The sequence below is a fragment of the Streptomyces sp. HUAS YS2 genome (assembly GCF_033343995.1).
GTDB lineage: Bacteria > Actinomycetota > Actinomycetes > Streptomycetales > Streptomycetaceae > Streptomyces > Streptomyces solicathayae.
Window position 1 is genome coordinate 3,420,670 of the sequence record NZ_CP137573.1, and the last position, 22,293, is coordinate 3,442,962.

At 72.4% G+C, this 22,293-nt stretch carries 23 protein-coding genes; 8 read left to right on the top strand and 15 right to left on the bottom strand.

Features of this window, described 5'->3' with window-relative positions; translation table 11 throughout:
* Positions 1 to 89: 89 nt before the first annotated feature.
* The 11 genes from mscL to R2D22_RS15605 all read right to left on the bottom strand — a co-directional run bounded on the left by mscL (position 90) and on the right by R2D22_RS15605 (position 10,567).
* A complete protein-coding gene (gene mscL / locus R2D22_RS15555; RefSeq protein ID WP_318103942.1) occupies positions 90 to 560 on the bottom strand; it encodes a large conductance mechanosensitive channel protein MscL in 471 nt (156 codons plus the stop codon).
* Positions 561 to 594: 34 nt separating this feature from the next.
* Positions 595 to 2,154 carry an NADH-quinone oxidoreductase subunit N gene (locus tag R2D22_RS15560; RefSeq protein ID WP_318103944.1) on the bottom strand — a complete coding sequence of 520 codons (1,560 nt, stop codon included), beginning with the start codon at positions 2,152 to 2,154 and terminating at the stop codon, positions 595 to 597.
* Positions 2,151 to 3,704: a complex I subunit 4 family protein gene (locus tag R2D22_RS15565; protein ID WP_318103948.1), complete on the bottom strand. Its 1,554-nt coding sequence runs from the start codon at positions 3,702 to 3,704 to the stop codon at positions 2,151 to 2,153. The genes R2D22_RS15560 and R2D22_RS15565 overlap by 4 nt, the downstream gene beginning before the upstream one ends.
* Before the next feature lie 27 nt (positions 3,705 to 3,731).
* Positions 3,732 to 5,711: an NADH-quinone oxidoreductase subunit 5 family protein gene (locus R2D22_RS15570; protein WP_318103950.1), complete on the bottom strand. Its 1,980-nt coding sequence runs from the start codon at positions 5,709 to 5,711 to the stop codon at positions 3,732 to 3,734.
* Positions 5,708 to 6,061 (bottom strand): NADH-quinone oxidoreductase subunit NuoK, encoded by a 354-nt coding sequence (gene nuoK / locus R2D22_RS15575; RefSeq protein ID WP_318103952.1) that lies wholly within the window; start codon positions 6,059 to 6,061, stop codon positions 5,708 to 5,710. Before nuoK ends, R2D22_RS15570 begins: the two co-directional genes overlap by 4 nt.
* The gene (locus tag R2D22_RS15580) at positions 6,061 to 6,582 is read right to left on the bottom strand and encodes an NADH-quinone oxidoreductase subunit J family protein (protein ID WP_318109781.1); all 522 of its coding nucleotides are present in this window, start codon (positions 6,580 to 6,582) and stop codon (positions 6,061 to 6,063) included. Before R2D22_RS15580 ends, nuoK begins: the two co-directional genes overlap by 1 nt.
* A 26-nt stretch (positions 6,583 to 6,608) precedes the next feature.
* Positions 6,609 to 7,115, bottom strand: coding sequence for a 4Fe-4S binding protein (locus tag R2D22_RS15585; protein WP_318109783.1), 507 nt, complete (start codon positions 7,113 to 7,115; stop codon positions 6,609 to 6,611).
* Between the two features lie 107 nt (positions 7,116 to 7,222).
* Positions 7,223 to 8,191 carry a complex I subunit 1/NuoH family protein gene (locus R2D22_RS15590; RefSeq protein WP_318103954.1) on the bottom strand — a complete coding sequence of 323 codons (969 nt, stop codon included), beginning with the start codon at positions 8,189 to 8,191 and terminating at the stop codon, positions 7,223 to 7,225.
* Positions 8,188 to 9,597 (bottom strand): NADH-quinone oxidoreductase subunit C, encoded by a 1,410-nt coding sequence (locus R2D22_RS15595; RefSeq protein WP_318103957.1) that lies wholly within the window; start codon positions 9,595 to 9,597, stop codon positions 8,188 to 8,190. Before R2D22_RS15595 ends, R2D22_RS15590 begins: the two co-directional genes overlap by 4 nt.
* Complete coding sequence (locus R2D22_RS15600; protein WP_318103960.1) at positions 9,594 to 10,175, bottom strand: NADH-quinone oxidoreductase subunit B; 582 nt, start codon at positions 10,173 to 10,175, stop codon at positions 9,594 to 9,596. Before R2D22_RS15600 ends, R2D22_RS15595 begins: the two co-directional genes overlap by 4 nt.
* On the bottom strand, positions 10,166 to 10,567 hold the full coding sequence (locus tag R2D22_RS15605) for an NADH-quinone oxidoreductase subunit A (RefSeq protein ID WP_318103963.1): 402 nt from the start codon (positions 10,565 to 10,567) through the stop codon (positions 10,166 to 10,168). The genes R2D22_RS15600 and R2D22_RS15605 overlap by 10 nt, the downstream gene beginning before the upstream one ends.
* A gap of 202 nt (positions 10,568 to 10,769) precedes the next feature.
* Between R2D22_RS15605 and R2D22_RS15610 the strand changes: the two genes are divergently transcribed.
* The 5 genes from R2D22_RS15610 (at position 10,770) to R2D22_RS15630 (ending at position 17,784) form a co-directional block, all read left to right on the top strand.
* On the top strand, positions 10,770 to 11,981 hold the full coding sequence (locus tag R2D22_RS15610) for a sensor histidine kinase (RefSeq protein WP_318103966.1): 1,212 nt from the start codon (positions 10,770 to 10,772) through the stop codon (positions 11,979 to 11,981).
* A gap of 518 nt (positions 11,982 to 12,499) precedes the next feature.
* Positions 12,500 to 13,786, top strand: a complete 1,287-nt coding sequence (locus tag R2D22_RS15615) for a sensor histidine kinase (RefSeq protein ID WP_318103969.1) — start codon at positions 12,500 to 12,502, stop codon at positions 13,784 to 13,786.
* A gap of 152 nt (positions 13,787 to 13,938) precedes the next feature.
* Positions 13,939 to 14,598, top strand: a complete 660-nt coding sequence (locus R2D22_RS15620; RefSeq protein ID WP_318109785.1) for a response regulator transcription factor — start codon at positions 13,939 to 13,941, stop codon at positions 14,596 to 14,598.
* A 182-nt stretch (positions 14,599 to 14,780) separates the two neighbouring features.
* Complete coding sequence (locus R2D22_RS15625) at positions 14,781 to 16,739, top strand: 2-oxoacid:acceptor oxidoreductase subunit alpha (RefSeq protein WP_318103971.1); 1,959 nt, start codon at positions 14,781 to 14,783, stop codon at positions 16,737 to 16,739.
* The gene (locus tag R2D22_RS15630; RefSeq protein ID WP_318103973.1) at positions 16,732 to 17,784 is read left to right on the top strand and encodes a 2-oxoacid:ferredoxin oxidoreductase subunit beta; all 1,053 of its coding nucleotides are present in this window, start codon (positions 16,732 to 16,734) and stop codon (positions 17,782 to 17,784) included. The genes R2D22_RS15625 and R2D22_RS15630 overlap by 8 nt, the downstream gene beginning before the upstream one ends.
* Positions 17,785 to 17,832: 48 nt before the next feature.
* On the opposite strand, the gene R2D22_RS15635 is transcribed toward R2D22_RS15630, so the two are convergent.
* Positions 17,833 to 18,210, bottom strand: coding sequence for a winged helix-turn-helix transcriptional regulator (locus tag R2D22_RS15635; RefSeq protein WP_318103976.1), 378 nt, complete (start codon positions 18,208 to 18,210; stop codon positions 17,833 to 17,835).
* 98 nt (positions 18,211 to 18,308) lie between these two features.
* Here R2D22_RS15635 and R2D22_RS15640 point away from each other — a divergent pair, with 98 nt between their 5' ends.
* The gene (locus R2D22_RS15640) at positions 18,309 to 19,175 is read left to right on the top strand and encodes an SDR family oxidoreductase (RefSeq protein ID WP_318103977.1); all 867 of its coding nucleotides are present in this window, start codon (positions 18,309 to 18,311) and stop codon (positions 19,173 to 19,175) included.
* Between the two features lie 186 nt (positions 19,176 to 19,361).
* Positions 19,362 to 20,309: an EamA family transporter RarD gene (gene rarD / locus R2D22_RS15645; RefSeq protein WP_411977140.1), complete on the top strand. Its 948-nt coding sequence runs from the start codon at positions 19,362 to 19,364 to the stop codon at positions 20,307 to 20,309.
* A gap of 56 nt (positions 20,310 to 20,365) precedes the next feature.
* Here rarD and R2D22_RS15650 read toward each other — a convergent pair whose 3' ends face one another.
* From R2D22_RS15650 to R2D22_RS15660, 3 genes are all read right to left on the bottom strand, one after another.
* Complete coding sequence (locus R2D22_RS15650) at positions 20,366 to 20,701, bottom strand: DUF6401 family natural product biosynthesis protein (RefSeq protein ID WP_318103982.1); 336 nt, start codon at positions 20,699 to 20,701, stop codon at positions 20,366 to 20,368.
* Positions 20,702 to 20,762: 61 nt separating this feature from the next.
* The gene (locus R2D22_RS15655; RefSeq protein WP_318103984.1) at positions 20,763 to 21,152 is read right to left on the bottom strand and encodes an SRPBCC family protein; all 390 of its coding nucleotides are present in this window, start codon (positions 21,150 to 21,152) and stop codon (positions 20,763 to 20,765) included.
* Positions 21,152 to 21,739 (bottom strand): CGNR zinc finger domain-containing protein, encoded by a 588-nt coding sequence (locus R2D22_RS15660; protein WP_318109787.1) that lies wholly within the window; start codon positions 21,737 to 21,739, stop codon positions 21,152 to 21,154. Before R2D22_RS15660 ends, R2D22_RS15655 begins: the two co-directional genes overlap by 1 nt.
* A gap of 48 nt (positions 21,740 to 21,787) precedes the next feature.
* Between R2D22_RS15660 and R2D22_RS15665 the strand changes: the two genes are divergently transcribed.
* Positions 21,788 to 22,240, top strand: a complete 453-nt coding sequence (locus tag R2D22_RS15665; RefSeq protein ID WP_318103987.1) for a VOC family protein — start codon at positions 21,788 to 21,790, stop codon at positions 22,238 to 22,240.
* Positions 22,241 to 22,293: the final 53 nt, after the last annotated feature.

Sequence of the window (22,293 nt, forward strand, 5' to 3'; positions counted from 1 at the left end):
CCTCCCGTACAGGTCAACGCCAGGCGGGAGGCGCGGGTTCCCCTGGCCGCACGGGGCGTGCCGGGGCGTGCTCTGGGCCGTACGGGTGACTAGCGCTGGGCCGGGACCGGGGTCTTCTCCAGGCCGACGGCCTCCAGGGCCGACGCGACCGGCTCGACCTCACTGGTGCAGTGGGCGCAGCGGGTGGCGATCGCCGGGATCTCGCTGAAGCAGGCCGGGCAGTCGCGCTTCTCCGACTTGACGTCCTTCGCCTCCTCCTTGGCGAACCTCTCCTGGACCTTCGTCATGGGGACGACGATGCAGAAGTAGAGGACGGCGGCGGTGATGACGAACGCTATGGCCGCGGAGATCGCCAGACCGTACGGGAAGATCGTCTTGCCGACATGAAACTTCGCCTCGCTGAAGTCGCCGACCGAGCCGGTCGCGAGACCGATGAGCGGGGTGATGAACGCCTTGCTGAAGCCGGTGACGACAGCCGTGAAAGCCGAACCGACGGCCAGACCGATGGCCATCGAGACGACGTTCCCGCGAAGTATGAAGTCCTTGAAACCGTTCAGCACGGCGCTGCTCCTCGATGCTTTTCTGTGTGGGGGATCAGAAGAGGCCGATCGCCGCGAAGCGGAGCGCGAACTGCGGGTAGCCCGACAGGACGACGCCCGCCAGGGCCGTCAGCACGATCGCCAGGGTCACGGGGGCCGGGACCCGGTGCCGGACCGGCTCGCCCTCGGGCGCCCGGAACAGGACGGCCGTCCACCGCAGGTAGTAGTACAGGCCGATCACGACGTTGACGCCCATGACGACCGCCAGCCAGCCGAGGCCCGCGTCCACCGCCGCGGAGAAGACCGTCACCTTGGCGAAGAGGCCGATGATACCGGGCGGCAGACCCGCCAGATTGAGCAGGAAGAAGCCGAGCACGAGCGCGACGACCGGGGCGGCGGCGTACAGACCGCGGTAGTCCGCGATCCGGTTCTCCGGGTGCGTGCGGCCGACCAGGGCGACGACGGCGAACGCGCCGAGGTTCACGACGGCGTACATCACGGCGTACGCGACGGTCGCGCCGATCTGGTCGTCGCTGGTGTACGCGGCGGCCGCGATCGGCACCAGCAGGTAGCCCGCCTGGGCGACGGAGGACCAGGCGAGCAGCCGCACCGCGCTCCCCGGCCGGTCGGCCGCCTGGCGCAGCGCGCCCACGTTGCCGACCGTCATGGTCAGCGCGGCAAGCACGGCCAGGGCCGGGCCCCACACGTCGGCGTACGTCGGGAAGGCGACGACGGTGACCAGGATCAGGCCGGTGAAGCCGACCGCCTTGCCGACCACGGAGAGGTACGCGGCGACCGGCAGCGGGGCGCCGACGTAGGTGTCCGGGACCCAGAAGTGGAACGGTACGGCCGCTGTCTTGAAGGCGAAGCCGACCAGGGTCAGCACGACGCCGGTCTGGGCGAGGACGTCCAGCTGCCCGGGGACGTCGTCGAGCCGGTGGGCCAGCTCGGTCAGGTGCAGGGTGCCGGTCGCGGCGTACACGAAGCTGACGCCGAGCAGGGTGACGGCGGTGGCGGTGACCGAGGAGAGGAAGAACTTCAGCGCCGCCTCGCTCGACATCCGGTCCCCGCGCCGCAGGCCGACCAGCGCGAAGGCAGGCAGCGAGGCCACTTCGAGGGCGACGACGAGGGTGGCGAGGTCGCGGGAGGCGGGCAGCAGCGCCGCGCCGGCGGCCGAGGACAGCAGCAGGAACCAGTACTCGCCGGCCGGCAGCCTCGCCTCCGAACCCTTCGCGTCGGAGGCCTTCGTGTCGGGGAGCGAGAGCAGGGCGGTGACGAACGCGCCGCCGAGCACCAGGAACTGGATGACCAGGGTGAACCGGTCGGCGGTGTAGCTGCACGCCTGCACGTCGGTGGTGAGGCAGAAGGTCGAGCGGTCCGCCGCGCGCAGCGGCAGCAGGAGCACGATCGAGGCGGCCAGGCCGGCGATCGCGGTCCAGCCGAGCAGCTGCTTGCGCGCCGCCGGGACGAACAGGTCGGCGACGAGGACGACCAGGGCGACGAGGGCGACCAGGGTCGGCGGCGCGATCGCGAGCCAGTCGACGGACTGGACGAGGCTCGCGTCGGCCGCCTGCGTGAGGCCTGCGGCGGACTGGGTCGCGGCGGTTGGGGTCACTGCTTGCCTCCGGCGAGGAGCTGCTGCACGGCCGGGTCGGTGAGGCCGAGGAGGACCGCGGGCCAGAGGCCGGCGACGACGGTGAGGGCGACGAGGGGCGTCCAGGCGGCGAACTCGTACCCCTGGACGTCGGCGATCCGCGCCTCGCCCGCGGGCCGCGCGCCGCCCATGCAGACGCGGCGGACGACGAGGAGGAGGTACGCGGCGGTGAGCAGGGTGCCGAAGGCGCCGATCGCCATGAACGTGAGGAACGCGGGGCGGCTGAGGCCCGCGGCCGGTTCGAAGGCGCCGAACAGCGCCAGCATCTCGCCCCAGAAGCCGGCCAGGCCGGGCAGTCCGAGGGAGGCGACGGCGGCGAAGGCGAGCAGTCCGCCGAGGCGCGGGGCGCGGCCGTAGAGGGCGGCGCCGGTGGCGCCGGCGAGGGTGTCGAGGTCGGCCGTGCCGTAGCGGTCCTTCAACGCGCCGACCAGGAAGAACAGCAGGCCGGTGATGAGGCCGTGGGCGATGTTCGCGAACAGCGCGCCGTTGACGCCGGTGGGGGTCATGGTCGCGATGCCGAGGAGTACGAAGCCCATGTGGCCGACGGACGAGTACGCGATGAGGCGCTTGAGGTCGCCCTTGTTGCCGGGCTTCGCGAGGGCGAGGCAGGCGAGCGATCCGTAGACGATGCCGGCGACGGCGAAGGCGGCGAGGTACGGGGCGAAGACCCGCATGCCGTCCGGGGCGATCGGGAGGACGATCCGGACGAACCCGTACGTACCCATCTTCAGCAGCACGCCGGCGAGGAGCACGGAGCCGACGGTCGGGGCGGCGGTGTGGGCGTCCGGGAGCCAGCTGTGCAGCGGCCACATCGGGGTCTTCACGGCGAGCCCGATCCCGATCGCCAGAACGGCGATGACCTGCACGGACGTGGTCAGCCCACGGCCGTTGTCAGTGGCCAGTGCCACCATGTCGAACGTGCCCGCCTTCAGTCCGATGAGGAGCAGGCCGAGCAGCATCACGACCGAACCGAGCAGCGTGAAGAGGATGAACTTCCAGGCGGCGGCCTGCCGCCCCGCACCGCCCCAGCGGGCGATCAGGAAGTACATCGGGACGAGCACCATCTCGAAGGCCAGGAAGAACAGCACGAGATCGAGGACGGCGAAGGTCGCCAGCGTGCCGGACTCGAGGACGAGGAGCAGCGCGACGAAGCCCCTGGGGGACGGGCCCGCGGGCATCTTGAAGTAGCTGTAGAGCGCGCAGAGGAACGTCAGCAGCGCGGTCATGACCAGCAGGGGGAGGGAGATGCCGTCGACACCGAGGTGGATCCGCACGTCGAGTGCGGGGATCCACTTGATGTCCGTCGTGGCCTGCATCCTCGACGGCTGGTCGTGGTCGAAGCCGAGCGCGAGGACGATCGCGGCGGCCAGGATCACGGCGGTGACCGTCACGCCGTGGCGGAGCACGGCCTGGTCCGGGGACTTCCCCTTCAGCCCGGGCGGGGCCGGCAGGAGAGCCGCGGCGGCGCCGAGGAGCGGGCCGGCGACGATCAATGCGAGAAGGAACTGCATCACGGATTCGCTGATATCGATCACGGCTCACGATCCGGCGTTGACGTTGGCAAGGACGACGGCGGTGATCGCCAGGACCACGGAACCGGCGAGCAGGACGCTCAGGTAGGTCTGCACGTTTCCGGTCTGGGCGCGGCGGACCAGCCACCCCAGGCCCTTGGTGCCGCTGCCCGCGCCGCTGACGTACGTGTCGACGACCTCGCGGTCCAGGAAGCGGACCAGGCCGGCCGCGGCGACGACGGGGCGGACGAACAGGCGGTCGTACACGGCGTCGAGGTGGAAGCCGGCGGCGGCGTGGCGGTGCAGCGGGCCGAGGAGCAGCCGGCCGGGGTCGGCGGGGTCCTCGGACGGGTGCGGCAGGTGCAGGGCCTCGGCCTCGACCTGACCGGCCTCGGCGTCGGGGTGCGCGACGGTCGCGGCGAGCGCGGGGGCGGGCGCCTTGGCCCGGAGGGTGTTCCACACCGCGTACGTGATCACCGCGCCGACGAGGGCGACGCCGGTGCCGAGCACCGCGGTGGTGACGGTCGGGGTGAGCGCGTGCCCGTCGAACCAGTCGTCGAGGTACGCGACGGTCAGCCCGAACCCGAGGGACGGGACGGCCAGCACCCACAGGACGGCGTTCATGGTGATCGGCTGGCGGCCGTGATCCGGGGCCTCGGCGCCGCGGCCGCGGAAGGCGAGCAGCCAGAGGCGCATCGCGTAGGCGGCGGTGAGGAGGGCGGTGACGAGGGCGGCGATCAGGACGATCCAGCCGGCCCCGGCGGGGGCGACGGTGCGGTCGCCGAGCGCGGTGTGCTCGGCGGCCACCAGGACGGCTTCCTTGGAGAAGAAGCCGGCGAACGGCGGGATCGCGGCGAGCGCGAGCAGGGCGACGGTCATCGTCCAGTACGCGTCCGGGATCCGCTTGGCCAGCCCGTCCATCCGGGACATCGCCGCGAGCGAGTTCGTGCCGGCCGCGTGGATGACCACACCGGCGGCGAGGAACAGCAGGGCCTTGAACGCGCCGTGCGAGAGGAGGTGGAAGACGGCCGCTCCGCGGTCCCCGACGGCCAGTGCGCCAGCCATGTAGCCGAGCTGGCCGATGGTCGAGTAGGCGAGGACGCGCTTGATGTCGTCCTGGGCGAGCGCGGCGAGCGCCGAGCCGGTCATCGTCACGGCGGCCATCACGGCGAGCACGGTCAGCGCGGCGGCGGAGGCGGCGAAGACCGGCAGCAGCCGGGCCACGAAATAGATACCGGCGGCGACCATCGTCGCGGCGTGGATGAGCGCCGAGACGGGGGTGGGGCCGGCCATCGCGTCGGGGAGCCAGGTGTGCAGCGGGAACTGCGCCGACTTGCCGGCCACGCCGGCCAGCAGGAGCAGCGCGACCAGGGTCGGGTGGTCGAGCCCGCCGGTGGCGACGGAGCCGAGGATCCCGGTGATCCGGAACGTGCCGGCGTCCGTGGCGAGCGCGAACAGGCCGATCAGGAAGGGGACGTCGCCGAGCTTGGTGACCAGGAAGGCCTTCAGGGACGCGGAGCGCGCCTCGGGGGTCTCCCAGTAGTGGCCGACGAGGAAGTACGAGCAGATGCCCATGATCTCCCAGCCGACCAGGAGCACCATCAGGTCGCCGGAGTAGACGACCAGCAGCATCGCGGAGGTGAAGAGCGAGACGAGCGCCGCGTACGACGGGTAGCGCGGGTCGTGACGGAGGTAGCCGGTCGAGTAGACCTGCACGCAGGTCGCGACGAGGCCGACGAGTACCGCAACCAGGGCGGCGAAGCCGTCGATGTACAGGGCCAGGTCGATCGGGACGGAGCCGGTCGGGGTGAGTTCGGTGGACGCGACGATGGGCCTCCCACCGCCCTGGCGTCCCGCGACGACGGCGGCGAGGACGAACGCGGCGAACGTCGGGAGGACGGCGAGGGGCCGGACCATTCCGGGCGCGGTCCGGCCGAGGAGCAGGCCGGCGACGGCGCCGAGGAAGGGAAGCAGGGGGACGAGGACGGCGAGGGTCGTCGTGGTCACGCGGCGGCCTCCGCCTTCTCGTCACCGGCCGCGGGGGCCTGGTCGGTCTCGGCGTTGTCACGGAGCCGGTCGACGTCCGAGGTGCCGCGGTTGCGGTACACCATCAGGACGATCGCGAGACCGATGCCGATCTCCGCGGCGGCGATGGCGATGGTGAACAGAGTGAGGGCCTGGCCGGCGTGCAGGGTGTCGCGGAGCCAGACGTCGAAGGCGACCAGGTTGAGGTTGACGGCGTTGAGCATCAGCTCGACGGACATCAGGACCAGGATCGCGTTGCGCCGGGCGAGGACGCCGTAGAGGCCGACGGAGAAGAGCAGGGCGGCCAGGACGGCGGGGTAGGCGAGGTGCATCAGCGCGAGTCCTCCTTGTCGCCCTTGCGGGACAGCACGATCGCGCCGACCAGGGCGGCGAGGAGCAGGACGGAGAGCGCCTCGAAGGGCAGCACCCAGTGCCGGAAGAGGAATTCGCCAGACACCTTGGTGGAGCCCTGGGCGGGGCCGTCCAGGTCGATCCAGGTGGTGCGGAACGCGTCGACGACCACCCAGACCAGGGCGCCCGCGGCGGCGACCGCGACCGCGAGGGCGGCCGGGCGGTTGCCGGAGTCGGCGTCCGGGGAGCGGCCGATCGGCGCCTTGGTGAGCATCAGACCGAACAGGAGGAGCACGACGACGGAACCGACGTAGATCAGCACCTGGACCCAGGCGATGAACTCCGCGGTGAGCAGCAGGTACTCGACGGCGAGCCCGCCGAGCGCCACGACCAGCCAGAGCGCGGCGTGCACGAGCTGGCGGGTGGTGACGGTGACGAGGGCCGCGCCGAGGGTGGCGAGGCCGACGAGGACGAAGGCGATCTCGACGCCGGTGGGCGACATGAAGCCGGGGTGGGCGGCGGCGAGGATCACTGCGCGTCCCCCTCGGCCGAGGTCTCGGCGGCGGCCTGGGCCGCTGCCGCCTTCTCGACGGCCTTGCGGGCGGCGGCGATCTCCTTGGGCTCCTCCGCGCGCGGGTCGAGCGCGGGCGGCTCCGGGACGGTCCACATCCACTCGCGCAGCTTGTCGCGCTCGTGGGTGAGCTCGTGGATGTCCGTCTCCGCGTACTCGAACTCCGGCGACCAGAACAGCGCGTCGAAGGGACAGACCTCGATGCAGATACCGCAGTACATGCAGAGCGAGAAGTCGATGGCGAAGCGGTCGAGGACGTTGCGGCTGCGCTCGCGGCCGCCGGGGGCCGCGGGCGGCACCGTCTCCTTGTGGGAGTCGATGTAGATGCACCAGTCCGGGCACTCGCGGGCGCAGAGCATGCAGACCGTGCAGTTCTCCTCGAACAGCCCGATCACGCCGCGGGTGCGCGGCGGGAGTTCGGGCTGGACGTCCGGGTACTGCGCGGTGACGGTCTTCTTCGTCATCGTCCGCAGGGTGACGGCGAGGCCCTTGGCGAGGCCGGAGCCGGGGAACGAACGGGGCCGCCCGGAGGGCGTCGTTGAGGAGCGGTGGTCGGGCGACGGGTTGGGCATTACTGGATCGCCACCTTCACGATGCCGGTGAGCGCGATCTGCGCGAGGGCGAGCGGGACGAGGGTCGTCCAGGCGAGCTTCTGCAGCTGGTCCTCGCGGAGTCGCGGGTAGGACACCCGCAGCCAGATCACGACGAACGCGAGGACGGCGGTCTTCAGCAGGGTCCAGAGCCAGCCGAGGCCGTCGTCCCCGAACGGACTGTGCCAGCCGCCGAGGAACAGGACGGTGGTCAGACCGCACAGGACGACGATGCCGGCGTACTCGGCGAGCAGGAACAGCGCGAAGCGCAGACCGGTGTACTCGGTGTACGCGCCGAAGATGATCTCCGAGTCGGCGACGGGCATGTCGAACGGCGGCCGCTGGAGCTCGGCGAGGCCGGCCACGAAGAACACCAGCGCGCCGGTGATCTGCCAGGGCAGCCACCACCACTCGAAGGCGTTCAGGATGCCGGGCAGGCTGACGGTGCCGGCGGCCATCGCGACGGACGCGGCGGCGAGCAGCATCGGCAGCTCGTACGCGAGCAGCTGGGCGGCGCTGCGGAGGGCGCCGAGCAGCGAGAACTTGTTGGCGGACGCCCAGCCGGCCATGAGGCTGCCGAGCACGCCGACGCCCATCACGGCGAGCACGAAGAAGATGCCCGCGTCGACGATCTGGCCGACGGCGCCCTCGCTCGGGCCGATCGGGATCGCGACGAGGACGAGGAGGTACGGGAGCAGGGCGACGGCCGGCGCGAGCTGGAAGATGCGGCGGTCCGCGTCCTTCGGGACCACGTCCTCCTTCTGCGCGAACTTCACGCCGTCCGCGACGAGCTGCGCCCACCCGTGGAACCCGCCCGCGTACATGGGCCCGAGCCGGCCCTGCATGTGCGCCATCACCTTGTGCTCGGTCTGCCCGACGACCAGCGGCAGCACGAGGAACACGGCGAAGACGACAAGCAGCCGAAGCGCGACGTCGAGTGCGTCATTCACGCGGGTTCGCCTCCGGCGGGGGGTGGGGTGGTGGACGGGGGTTCGTCGGCGTCGGGCTCGGGCGCGGGCTCGGGAGCCGGCGCGGGCTCGGCTTCCGGCTCGGCGGCGGGGGCCACCGGGGCCGCGTCGGGCGCGGGCACCGCCTCGGGCGCGGGTTCGGCGGCCGGGGCCGCCGGAGTCTCCGGCGTCGGCTCGGGTGCTGCGTCCGTGTCGGGCGCCTGCTTCGCCGCCGGGGCGGGTGCGGCGCTGGGAGCGCTGTCCGGCGTGGGAGGCGCGGCCGCAGGCTCGGCGCCCGGGGTCGGCGTCGGGGCTCCGGCCGCGTCGGGCTTCGGCTTGCCCGCCGGCTCGTCGAAGGCCGGGCGGGCGTGGTGCCAGGGCGCGTCGGAGCTGCGGGTGCGCGGCGCGGCCGCAGCGGGCTCCGCCGCCGGGGCCGGGGCTTCGCTCGCCGCGGGCGCGTCCGCGTCCCGCCGGCTCGCGGAGCGGCTGCGGCCCGGGCCGGCCGGAGACGCGGGCGTGGTACCGGCGGCATCGGCCGTGCCGTCCGCCGCCGGGGCCGCCTGGCTCGCCGAGCCGTCCGCCGCGGTACGGGAACGGCGCGCCGGAGCCGCCGAGCCCTCCGATGTCTGGCTCGCCGAGCCGCCGGCCGCCGTGCGGGCACGGCGGGCCGGGGGTGCTGCCCCCTCCGCCGCCGGGGTCTCCGCCGCCTGGCTGGCCGAGCCCTCGCCCGCCGTGCGGGCGCGGCGGACCGGGCGGTCGCCTGCCGCGCGGGCGGCGCGGGCCGGGCGTTCGGGGGCAGGGGGGAGCTGGCCCTTGAGGGGGCCCCATTCGTTGGGGTCGGGGACGCCCGGCGGGAGCATCTGGCGGCGCTTGGGGCCGCCGTGCTCGGATTCGCCCGGCTCCTTCGCGCCCGGCCACGCCTTCGCCACCCGCGCGGCCAGGACGAAGTCCTTCCGCAGCGGGTGGCCCTCGAAGTTCTCCGGCAGCAGCAGGTGCACGAGGTTCGGGTGGTCCGTGAAGGTCACGCCGAACATCTCGTACGTCTCGCGCTCGTGCCAGGCCGCGCCCGCGTACACGTCCACCGCCGTCGGCAGCACCGCCGCGTCGTGCGGCACCGTCGTACGCACGAGCAGCCGCCGCACCCGGCCGCCCTCCAGCGCGGCCACGTGCGCGCAGATCCGGAAGCCGACGCCGGGCTCGTCGACCGCGCTCAGCCAGTCGAAGAACGTGCAGCCGAGTTGGTCCCGCGCGGTCGTCAGCGCCGTGATCCACGCGTCGGCCGACACGTCGACGGTCAGCAGGTCGTACGCCTGCTCCGCCGTCGCGTCCGGGCCGAAGACGTCGGTGACGGCGTCGGGGAGCGTGTCGTACGGGTTCGGGTTCGGGGTCGGGGTCGCAGTCGCGTTCACGCCGTGCCTCCCGGCTTCGGCGGCGTCACCAGGCCGCTCGTCAGCTGGGTCACCGACGGCGTCGCGTACCGCTCGCCGAGGCTCTCGCGGGCGATCTTCTCCTGGAGCTTGAGGATGCCCTGCAGCAGCGCCTCGGGCCGCGGCGGGCAGCCGGGGACGTACACGTCCACCGGGATGATCTGGTCGACGCCCTTCGTCACCGAGTACGAGTCCCAATAAGGACCGCCGCAGTTCGAACACGCGCCGAAGGAGATGACGTACTTCGGCTCCGGCATCTGCTCGTACAGCCGCTTCACGGCCGGCGCCATCTTGTCCGTCACCGTGCCGGAGACGATCATCAGGTCGGCCTGCCGGGGTCCCGGCGCGAACGGGATCACGCCGAGCCGGATGAAGTCGTGCCGGGCCATCGACGCGGCGATGAACTCGATCGCGCAGCAGGCCAGCCCGAAGTTGAACACCCAGAGGCTGTACCGGCGGCCCCAGTTCAGGACCACCTTCATCGGCTCGGGTGCGAGACGGGAGAGGACGCCCAGCCGCTTCGGCTCGGGCAGGTCCACGGGTGCGGGGCTCACGTCCATGTCAGGACGCCCTTCTTGTACGCGTAGAGCAGTCCCACGGCCAGGAAGCCGAGGAAGATGAACATCTCGACGAGCGTCGTCGCGCCGTATCCCGCCGCGGCGAACACCGTCGCCCAGGGGAACAGGAAGATCGAGTCGACGGCGAAGATCACGTAGAGGAACGCGTAGACGTAGTAGCGGACCTGGGTGTGCGCCCAGCCCTCGCCCACCGGGTCGACGCCGCACTCGTACGTGAGCAGCTTCTCGGGTGTCGGCACGACCGGCCGCAGCAACCGCCCCGCGCCAAAGGCGATCGCGACGAACAGCACGCCGAGCACGGCGAGCAGTCCCACGACCGAATAGCTTTCGAAGTAGTCCGCCGCGAGTACGGTCGACACGGTCGTCTCCGGCACGTCCGCCCCTCGCTCCCTGCCCGTTCGACGATCTGTACGCACGGGAGTCTAGGCCCTGATAAGTACACAGTAAGCAGCCGTGCCGCATGCCGGACGCCCCCCGGGACAACGGCCCCGTCACGAGGGGGCTGGGGTTATCCCCAGTCCCTTCGTACGAGGAACCCCATGGCATCGGGATCACCGGCCCGGCAGGCTGTTCGACATGAGCACCCGTACTGACGTCGAGGCCGACGTCCACGACGTCCACGACCGCCCGGCCGACGACCGTCCGCCGCGCGCGCGGATCGCCGCACTCGACGGCGTGACCTGGCGCGAGGTCGCGTTCCTGCTGGCCAACCTGCCGGTCACGCTGATCGGGTTCGTGTACGTGGTGGTCACCGTGGTCGTCGGCGCCGGCCTCGCGGTGACGGTGATCGGGCTGCCGTGGCTGGCCCTGGGCCTCGCCGGTGCGCGCGGGCTCGGCCGTGCCGAGCGACGCCGGGCCCGGGCGCTGCTCGGGGTACGGGTGGACGAGCCGAGCCCGCTGCCGCGCAGCCGGGGCGGCGTGCTGGCGGCGATGTGGGCGCGGGTGAAGGACCCGGTGGCCTGGCGGACGGTGCTGTACGACTTCATCCGGCTGCCCTGGGGGATCCTGACGTTCACCCTCACACTGGTCTCGCTGGTGGTGCTCTGGCCGCTGCTGCCGGTGATCACCCGCGCCCTGTCGAACGTCGACCGGGCGCTGGTGCGCGGGCTGCTGTCCCCGTCCGACGAGCTGGAGCGGCGGATAGCCGAGCTGGAGTCGGACCGGGGCGTGGTCGTCGATACCGCCGCCGCCGACCTGCGCCGCATCGAGCGCGACCTGCACGACGGCGCGCAGGCCCGGCTCGTCGCCCTGGCGATGGGTCTCGGTCTCGCGAAGGAGAAGCTCCTGGAGGACCCGGAGGCGGCCGCGACGATGGTGGACGAGGCGCACGGCGAGGTGAAGCTGGCGCTCCAGGAGCTGCGCGACCTGGCCCGCGGCATCCACCCGGCGGTCCTGACGGACCGCGGCCTCGACGCGGCACTGTCCTCGGTCGCGGCCCGGTGCACGGTCCCGGTCAAGGTGAGCGTCGACCTGGACGTGCGGCCGGCGGAGGCGATCGAGGGGATCGCGTACTTCACCGTCTCGGAGCTGCTGCAGAACGTCTCCAAGCACGCGCGGGCGCGCAGCGCGTCCGTGGAGGTGTGGCGGACGTCGGACCGGCTGCTGCTGCAGGTCTCGGACGACGGGCGCGGCGGCGCCCGGCTCGACGCGGGCTCCGGTCTGAGGGGCCTGGCGGAGCGGCTGGGCGCGGTGGACGGCGTGTTCGTGGTGGCCTCGCCGGAGGGCGAGGGGACGACGGTGACGGCGGAACTGCCCTGGCGCCCGAGACAGACCACGACCCGCACCTGACCGACCAGACGGGCCCACGCGGGCCTGCGCGGGGCCCCAAGCCCGCGCGGGCCCCGCCCCGGCCTCGCCCCAGGCGCTGGCCCAGGCCGGCGGCTGACCGGCCCGCGCCTGCCCCGGGCCGCACCTGGCCACCCGGCCCGCACCTGACCTCGGGCCGCACCTGGCCACCCGGCCCGCACCTGACCTCGGGCCGCACCTGGCCACCCGGCCCGCACCTGACCTCGGGCCGCGCCTGGCCGCGGCCCGGCCCCCGGCCCCGGCCCGCAGCCCCCGGACCGCGCGCCCCAGGCGCCCGCCTGCCGCGCCTCCCGCGCCACCAGGCGGGTCCCTACCCGCCCCAGCCCCAGCCCCAGCCCCAGCCCCAGCCCCAGCCCCAGGTGGGGATAACCCCCCGTCCAAGACGCCCACGGCCCTCATGGTCCGGGGGCTCCTCTGCGCGGAACCCTGTAACCACGCCGAAGCCGACCGGCCCGGCCCCGACTCCGGTCCCGATCCCGACCAAGAAACGGACGTCTCCGATGGCCCACCACCGCCTGCCGACCGCGCTCCGTGCGCCGATCGAGGCCCGCGCCTGGCGCGAGTTCGGGTACCTGCTGCTCAGCCTGCCCCTGAGCGTCGTGTACTTCGCGTTCTCCATCGCCGCCGTCTCGCTGGGCGCCGGGCTGCTGATCACCTTCCTCGGCATCCCCGTCCTGGCCGGCGGCCTGGCCATGTGCCGCGGCTTCGGTGCCCTGGAGCGGGCCCGGGCCCGCGGGCTGCTCGGCCTGGACATCGCCGACCCGGAGCCCGCCCGCGGCGAGCGCGGCGGCGTGATGTCCTGGGTCGGGGCGGTCCTGAAGAGCGGCGCCTCCTGGCGTCACCTGCTGTACGCGCTGGTGCACATGCCGTGGGCGATCTTCGCGTTCTCGGTCGCGGTGACGTTCTGGACGACCGGCTGGGCCATGTTCACGTACCCGCTGTGGAGCTGGATCTTCCCGACCTTCGTGGGCCGGGGCGGCATCCAGCTGTACGGCGACCGCAGCCACAGCGTCGAACTCGACACGTCCACGGAGCTCGCCCTGACCAGCCTGTTCGGTCTGGCTCTGGTCCTGGTCACGCCGTGGATCATCCGGTCGCTCGCCACCGTCGACCGGGTGATGGTCGTCGGGCTGCTCGGCCCGTCGCGGCTGGCCACCCGGGTCTCGGAGCTGGAGTCGGACCGCGGCGTGGTCGTCGACACCGCCGCCGCCGACCTGCGCCGCATCGAGCGCGACCTGCACGACGGCGCGCAGGCCCGGCTCGTCGCCCTGGCCATGGACCTGGGGCTGGCGAAGGAGAAGCTGGCCGAGGACCCGCGGGCGGCGGCGGTGATGGTCGAGGAGGCGCACGTCGAGGTGAAGACGGCGCTGCAGGAGCTGCGCGACCTGGCCCGCGGCATCCACCCGGCGATCCTCACCGACCGCGGTCTCGACGCGGCGCTCTCCGCCGTCGCGGCCCGCTGCACGGTCCCGGTGACGGTCGAGGTGGATCTGCCGTCCCGGCCGGCCGCGGCGATCGAGGGCATCGCGTACTTCACGGTGTCGGAGCTGCTGCAGAACGTGTCGAAGCACGCGCGGGCCCGCCGGGCCTTCGTGGACGTGTGGCGCACGGGCGACCGGCTGCTGCTCCAGGTCAGGGACGACGGGCGGGGCGGCGCGGACCCGGAGGCGGGCAGCGGGCTCGCCGGGCTCACGGAGCGGCTGGACGCGGTCGACGGTGTCCTGGCGGTCGACTCGCCGGTGGGCGGCCCGACGACGGTCACCGCCGAGCTCCCCTGGCGCGGCTGACCCCGCGCGAGCTACCGAGGCACGGTCGGCCGCGCGCGTGGTTGACCGACTCCGATCGGTCCTGCCCCCTGTCTGCACGACAAAGCTGCGATGCTGGGTGCGCAACGCGCACATCGCATCGAGCATGGGGGCAGCTGGTCGTGGAAGACAGGGTGCGGGTGGTCATCGCCGAGGATTCAGTGCTGCTGCGTGAGGGCCTGACCCGGTTGCTGACCGACCGGGGGCACGAGGTCGTCGCGGGCGTCGGCGACGGGGACGCACTGGTCAAGACGGTGGCGGAGCTCGCCGCCGAGGGGGCGGCGCCGGACGTGGTGGTGGCCGACGTGCGGATGCCGCCGACGCACACCGACGAGGGCGTCCGCGCGGCGGTGAAGCTGCGCAAGGAACACCCGGGGATAGGCGTGCTCGTCCTGTCACAGTACGTGGAGGAGCAGTACGCCACCGAACTGCTGGCCGGTTCCAGCACCGGCGTCGGCTATCTGCTGAAGGACCGGGTCGCCGAGGTTCGGGAGTTCGTGGACGCGGTGGTGCGGGTGGCCCGGGGCGGTACGGCCCTGGATCCCGAGGTCGTCCAGCAGCTGCTCGGCCGCAGCCGCAAGCAGGACGTGCTGACCGGCCTGACGCCGCGCGAGCGCGAGGTCCTGGGGCTGATGGCCGAGGGCCGGACGAATTCGGCGATCGCACGCCAGCTGGTGGTGAGCGACGGCGCGGTGGAGAAGCATGTCAGCAACATCTTCCTGAAGCTGGGGCTCTCCCCCAGTGACGGAGACCACCGCCGCGTTCTGGCCGTGCTGACCTATCTCGATTCGTAGATTCCTGGAATCCTCAATATCTGACACACCGTCAGACACTTCGCTCGAACACAGCCGGACGAACACAGCCGTACGGCGACGGACGGAGAACGAAGAACCGTGCCCCTTACCGACGTAGGGTTGGCCTTGGGGCGACCGGTGATCCGGTCGCGGCCCAGCCGCCTCGAAGGAGGTCCAGTTCAGTGACCAGCCAGGTCAGTAGCCCGGCCGAGCAGGCCGACGAGGCCGATGAGGCCAATGAGGCAGTCGTCGGGGAACAGCGCAGCGCCCCGGCGACGAACGGCGCCGAGAAGGAAGTACGCCGTCTGGACCGTGTGATCATCCGGTTCGCGGGTGACTCCGGTGACGGCATGCAGCTCACGGGTGACAGGTTCACCTCGGAGACGGCGTCGTTCGGCAACGACCTGTCGACGCTGCCGAACTTCCCCGCGGAGATCAGGGCCCCTGCCGGGACCCTGCCGGGCGTCTCCTCGTTCCAGCTGCACTTCGCGGACCACGACATCCTCACCCCGGGCGACGCGCCGAACGTGCTGGTCGCGATGAACCCGGCCGCCCTGAAGGCCAACATCGGCGACGTGCCGCGCGGCGGCGAGATCATCGTCAACACGGACGAGTTCGCCAAGCGGGCCATGGCCAAGGTCGGCTACGACAGCTCCCCGCTGGAGGACGGCTCACTGGCCGGCTACCGGGTCCACCCGGTGCCGCTGACCACGCTGACCGTCGAGGCGCTGAAGGACTTCGGGCTCTCCCGCAAGGAGGCCGAGCGCTCCAAGAACATGTTCGCGCTCGGACTGCTCTCCTGGATGTACCACCGCCCCACCGAGGGCACCGAGACCTTCCTGCGCCAGAAGTTCGCCAAGAAGCCGCAGATCGCCGAGGCGAACGTGGCCGCCTTCCGGGCCGGCTGGAACTTCGGCGAGACGACCGAGGACTTCGCGGTCAGCTACGAGGTCGCGCCGGCCACGAAGGCGTTCCCGACGGGCACGTACCGCAACATCTCCGGGAACCTGGCCCTCTCCTACGGCCTGATCGCGGCCGCCCGGCAGGCGGACCTGCCGCTCTACCTGGGCTCGTACCCGATCACCCCGGCCTCGGACATCCTGCACGAGCTGAGCCGGCACAAGAACTTCGGCGTGCGGACCTTCCAGGCCGAGGACGAGATCGCCGGCATCGGCGCCGCGCTCGGCGCGGCCTTCGGTGGCGCGCTCGGCGTCACCACCACCTCCGGCCCCGGCGTGGCGTTGAAGTCGGAGACGATCGGCCTGGCGGTCTCCCTGGAGCTGCCGCTGCTGATCGTGGACATCCAGCGCGGCGGCCCGTCGACGGGCCTGCCGACCAAGACGGAGCAGGCCGACCTGCTCCAGGCCATGTACGGGCGCAACGGCGAGGCCCCGGTCCCGATCGTCGCCCCGAAGACCCCGGCGGACTGCTTCGACGCGGCCCTGGAGGCCGCCCGGATCGCGCTCACGTACCGCACGCCGGTCCTCCTGCTCTCCGACGGCTATCTCGCCAACGGCTCCGAGCCCTGGCGGATCCCCGACGTCGAGAGCCTGCCCGACCTGAGCGTCACCTTCGCCACCGGCCCGAACCACGAGCTGGCCGACGGCACCGAGGTCTTCTGGCCGTACAAGCGCGACCCCGAGACGCTCGCCCGTCCCTGGGCGCTGCCGGGCACGCCGGGCCTGGAGCACCGCATCGGCGGCATCGAGAAGCAGGACGGCACGGGCAACATCTCGTACGACCCGGCGAACCACGAGTTCATGGTCCGCACCCGTCAGGCCAAGGTCGACGGCATCGACGTCCCGGACGTGGAGGTCGACGACCCGGACGGCGCGAAGACCCTCGTGCTCGGCTGGGGCTCGACGTACGGGCCGATCACGGCCGCCGTGCGCCGGCTCCGCGTCCAGGGCCGTCCGATCGCCCAGGCGCACCTGCGCCACCTGAACCCCTTCCCGAAGAACCTCGGGGAGGTCCTGAAGCGGTACGAGAAGGTCGTCGTCCCCGAGATGAACCTGGGACAGCTGGCCACCCTCGTCCGCGCGCGCTACCTCGTCGACGCGCGCAGCCACACACAGGTGAACGGCATGCCGTTCAAGGCCGAGCAGCTCGCCGCGGCACTCAAGGAGGCCATCGATGACTGAGTCGCTCCTGAACCTGGTGCCCAGGGCAGAGGCCAAGCAGTCCATGAAGGACTTCAAGTCGGACCAGGAGGTCCGCTGGTGTCCGGGCTGCGGCGACTACGCGGTCCTCGCGGCCGTGCAGGGCTTCATGCCGGAGCTCGGCCTGGCCAAGGAGAACATCGTCTTCGTCTCCGGGATCGGCTGCTCGTCCCGGTTCCCGTACTACATGAACACGTACGGGATGCACTCCATCCACGGCCGCGCCCCGGCCATCGCGACCGGTCTGGCCACCTCGCGCCGCGACCTGTCGGTCTGGGTCGTGACCGGTGACGGCGACGCGCTGTCGATCGGCGGCAACCACCTGATCCACGCGCTGCGGCGCAATGTGAACCTGAAGATCCTGCTGTTCAACAACCGGATCTACGGCCTCACGAAGGGCCAGTACTCGCCGACGTCCGAACTCGGCAAGATCACCAAGTCGACGCCGATGGGCTCGCTGGACGCGCCCTTCAACCCGGTCTCGCTGGCGCTCGGCGCGGAGGCCTCGTTCGTCGCGCGGACGGTCGACTCGGACCGCAAGCACCTCACCGAGGTGCTCCGGCAGGCCGCCGACCACCCGGGCACGGCGCTGGTGGAGATCTACCAGAACTGCAACATCTTCAACGACGGCGCGTTCGAGGTCCTGAAGGACAAGGACCAGGCCCAGGAGGCGGTGATCCGGCTGGAGCACGGGCAGCCGATCCGCTTCGGCACGGACCTGGCGAAGGGCGTCGTCCGCGACCCGGCCACCGGTGACCTGCGGGTCGTCCGGGTGACTCCGGAGAACGAGGGCCAGATCCTGGTCCACGACGCGCATGCCGCGTCACCGACCACCGCCTTCGCGCTCTCGCGGCTCGCGGATCCGGACACGCTGCACCAGACGCCGATCGGCGTGTTCCGGTCGGTGGAGCGGCCGGTGTACGACACGCTCATGGCCGAGCAACTGGACACGGCGATCGAGCAGAACGGCAAGGGCGACCTCACCACGCTGCTGACCGGCAACGACACCTGGACGGTCGTCGGCTAGGACGGACACTGAGGGGGCGCCTCCCGCACGGGCGGGGGCGCCCCTTCGTCATGCCGTGGCGGCCCGGCGGGCCTCGTCGTACCGCACGCGCGCCGCCTCCACGGCCGGCACCCGGCGCTCGGTCCAGCGGGCCAGTTCCCAGACCTGCCGGGCGGCCTCCGCACCGAGCTCCGTGAGGCTGTAGTCGACCCGCGGCGGGATGACCGGCTTGGCGTCCCGGTGCACGAACCCGTCCCGCTCCAGGGTCTGGAGGGTCTGGGCGAGCATCTTCTCGCTGACGCCGCCGATCTCGCGGCGCAGCTCGCTGAAGCGGTACGAGCGCTCCAGGAGCGCGGCCAGCACCAGCACGCCCCAGCGGCTCGTCACGTGCTCCAGGACCAGCCGCGAGGGGCACATCGCATCGTTGACGTCCGGACTTACTCCCATGCCAGTACCTTACTTCAAAGTGGGTACTTTCTAAAAGTTCGCGCCCCTCGTACGGTGAGTGCACACCCCGAAACACCCCGACCCGCAGGGAGCACGTCATGAGCATCGTCGTCACCGGAGCCACCGGACAGCTGGGCCGCCTCGTCATCGACGAGCTGCTCACCGCCGTTCCCGCCGCGTCGGTCGCCGCCGTCGTCCGCGACAAGGAGAAGGCCGCCGACCTGGCCGAGCGCGGTGTGGAGCTGCGGATCGCCGACTACGACCGCCCGGAGAGCCTGGCGGACGTGTTCGAGGAGGGCGACCGGGTGCTGCTGATCTCCGGCAACGAGGTCGGCCGCCGCGTCCCCCAGCACACCGCCGTGATCTCCGCGGCCAAGGCGGCGGGCGTCGCCCAGCTCGCGTACACCGGGATCCTCGGCGGCCCCGAGGCCGACTTCCGGCTGGCGGCCGAGCACAAGGAGACCGAGCGACTGATCCTCGACTCGGGCCTGCCGTACACCTTCCTGCGCAACGGCTGGTACACGGAGAACTACACCGGCAACCTCGCCCCCGTGCTCGCGCACGGCGCCGTCGTCGCCAACGCCGGCGAGGGCCGCATCGCCTCCGCCGCCCGCGCCGACTACGCCGCCGCCGCGGCCGCCGTCCTCACCGGCCCGGCCGAGGAGCACCTGAACCGCGCGTACGAGCTGAGCGGCGACACCGCCTGGTCGCTCGCCGAGTACGCCGCCGAGATCGCCCGGCAGACCGGCCGGGAGATCACCTACCGCGAGGTCCCGGCCGCCTCGCACCTGGAGATCCTCACCGGTGTCGGCGTCCCGGAGCCGTTCGCCGCGATCCTCGTGGACGTGGACGAGGCCATCGGACGGGGCGCGCTGGCCGCGACCACCGGCGACCTGGCGCGACTGACCGGCCGGCCCACCACCCCGATCGCCGACACGATCGCCGAGGCGCTCCGCAGGGCCTGACGGGGATCCCCCGCGGACCGGAGAGTCATGACCGTTTACCGCTACGGACATGACAGCGTGCCCCGTGCGGCGCTACCTTCATCAGAACGGCGTAGTACGGGGCAAGCGGCAGGAGGTTCGGTGAAGACAGAGGTCGAGGGAAGCGAGAGTCGGGCAGGGCTCTTGTACGGGATCGGCGCCTACGGCATGTGGGGTCTGGTCCCGCTCTTCTGGCCGCTCCTGAAGCCGGCCGGGGCGGTCGAGATCCTCGCCCACCGCATGACGTGGTCGCTGGTCGTCGTGGGTCTCGCGCTGCTCGTCCTGCGCCGCTGGGGCTGGGTGCGCGACCTGTTGCGCGCCCCGCGCAAGCTCGGACTGCTGGCCCTCGCCGCGGCCGTGATCACGGTCAACTGGGGCCTCTACATCTGGGCGGTGAACTCCGGCCAGGTCGTCGAGGCGTCCCTCGGCTACTTCATCAACCCGCTGGTCACCATCGCCATGGGCGTACTGCTCCTGAAGGAGCGGCTGCGGCCCGCGCAGTGGGCGGCGGTCGGCATCGGCTTCGCCGCCGTCCTCGTCCTCTCGGTCGGCTACGGGCGGCTGCCCTGGATCTCGCTCACCCTGGCCTTCTCCTTCGCGATCTACGGGCTCATCAAGAAGAAGGTCAACATCGGCGGCCTGGAGTCGCTGGCCGCCGAGACCGCCCTGCAGTTCCTGCCGGCGCTCGGCTATCTGATCTGGCTGGGCTCGACCGGGAACGCCACCTTCGGCGCCGAGGGCGGGGGCCACATGGCCCTGCTCGCCGCGACCGGCATCGTCACCGCCGCCCCGCTGGTCTGCTTCGGCGCCGCCGCGATCCGGGTGCCGCTGTCGACGCTCGGCCTGCTCCAGTACCTCGCGCCGGTGTTCCAGTTCGGGCTCGGCGTCGTGTACTTCCACGAGGCCATGCCGCCAGAGCGGTGGGCCGGCTTCTCGCTGGTGTGGCTGGCGCTGACGGTCCTGACCTGGGACGCGCTGAGCACGGCGCGCCGGACGCGGGCCGAGGCGGCCCGTCTGGCCGAGGCCGCGCGGCTCGCGGAGCAGGAGCCCGCCCCGACGCCGGAGCCCGCCTCGGAACACCTTCCCGCCGCCCCGTCGGCGCAGCCCGGCCGCTGAGCGGAGACGCCAGGGGGCGGGGCCGGTTCACGGTCCCGCCCCTTCTTTCGTGCCCGTCACGCGTCCAGCAGGTCGTACTCCCGGATCAGCCAGCAGATCGCGGTCAGCCTCAGGGTCGCGAAGTCGTGGCCGACCGGCTCGACCCAGTCGACCGCGGAGAGCCGGTCGGTGAACCCGAGGACGTAGTCGGAGAGGTCCTCGCGCCGCACGGACGACCGACCGTCCGGCACGTCCGACGGCCGCCGCTGCGCGGGGACGACGAGGGCGTCGCGCACGGCCGCCGCGTGCTGGTCGACGGCAGCCACGAGTCCCGGCTCGAAGGAGAACTCCGAGAGCCGGGACATGTAGGCGGCGGCGACACCCACCAGCGGGCAGCCGGGCGAATCGTTCATTCCTACAGATTAGGCCCGCAGCGGGGTGCTCGGACCGTGAGCTCGGTCGCAGCCACGCGGGTCAAGGCGCGAGGGTCCGCGCCACCTCCGCCATCACGGCCCGCCAGTGGGCGCGCTGACGCTCGCGTTCGGCCTCGTCGGCCATCCGCTCCTGATGGAAGCGGAGGACGGCGCGGCCCTCGCCCGTCGCGGAGACGGCGACCTGGACGGTCGTCGGACCGTACGTGAGACGGACCCGGTCCCCCGGGCGGTAGCCGCGCAGCTCGCCCGTGACGCCGTCGGCGGTCTCGTACGTCTCCCCCTTCTCCGTCGGAAGGACGACGCCGGGCCCGAGCCACAGGGCGACACCCTCGGGGCTCACGACGAAGTCCCAGACGGCGGACGGCGGCAGCGGGAACGTCCTGGAGACGCCGATCTCCCAGCCCGCGTCGCGGGTCAGTCCTGTGGGCATCACTTCTCCCCTTCCGTGGGAGTACGGGCTCGGTGGGCCCGCACCTTGTGACGGTTGCCACACCTGTCCATCGAGCACCAGCGGCGGCGCCCGGGGCGGGAGGTGTCGGCGAAGAGCAGGGCACAGTCGTCCGCGCCGCAGACGCGGATGCGGTCCGCGTACGGCCCGGTGAGCAGGTCGACGGCGTCCCGCGCGACCGTGGCGAGCAGCCCGGTGCCGGTGGCGCCGGGGGCCCAGGCGCGGGTCCCGTCGGCGGCGACCGTCGCGACGAGCGGGGCGTGGGCGGCGGCGGCGTTGAGCACGGCGAGATCGGCGGCCGGCAGCGGCTCGCCCCCGGCGCGGGCGAGCGCCAGCCGCCAGAGCGCGTCGCGGGTCGCCCGTACGGCGGTGAGCTCGGCGGCCGTGACGACGGGGGCGAGGCCCGGGGCGAGCCGGCAGTCGCGGACCCAGTCGAGGAGCCCCTCGGTGCGGTCGAGCACCTCGTACTGCGAGGCCACGGGTCCGGGGCCGCCGGTGAGCAGGAGCTCCAGGCACAGGGCGCCCGCGTCGAAGCGGAAGACCTGGCCGTCGCGGTGACGGAGTGTCATGGCGGATGCGCTTGCGGACTCACTCACGTAACCACTATAACCAGTTACATGACAGCTCTCCATTGGAAGCTCGTGATCGACGCGGCCGACCCGCACACGCAGGCCGCCTTCTGGGCCGAGGCCCTGCGGTACCGGCAGGAGGACCACAGCGCGCTCGTCGAGCGGCTGCTGGACCTCGGCGCCGCCCCGCCGGACGCGACGACGACGCATGCCGGCCGCCTCGCCTGGCGCGATCTCGCCGCCGTCCGCCATCCGGACGACCCGTTCGACCCGGACAGCGACACCGGTCTGGGCAGGCGCCTGCTCTTCCAGCGCGTCCCCGAGCCGAAGACGGTCAAGAACCGGCTCCACATCGATGTCCACAGCGCCCCCGGCGAGCGGGACGCGGAGGTCGCCCGCCTGGAGTCCCTCGGCGCGGCGGTCCTGCGCCGGGTCGCCGAACCGGGCGGCTCGTGGGTGGTGATGACGGACCCCGAGGGCAACGAGTTCTGCGTGCACTGACGCCGACCGGACCCCGGGGGCGACGAGTTGCGCGTGCACTGGCACCATCGGCG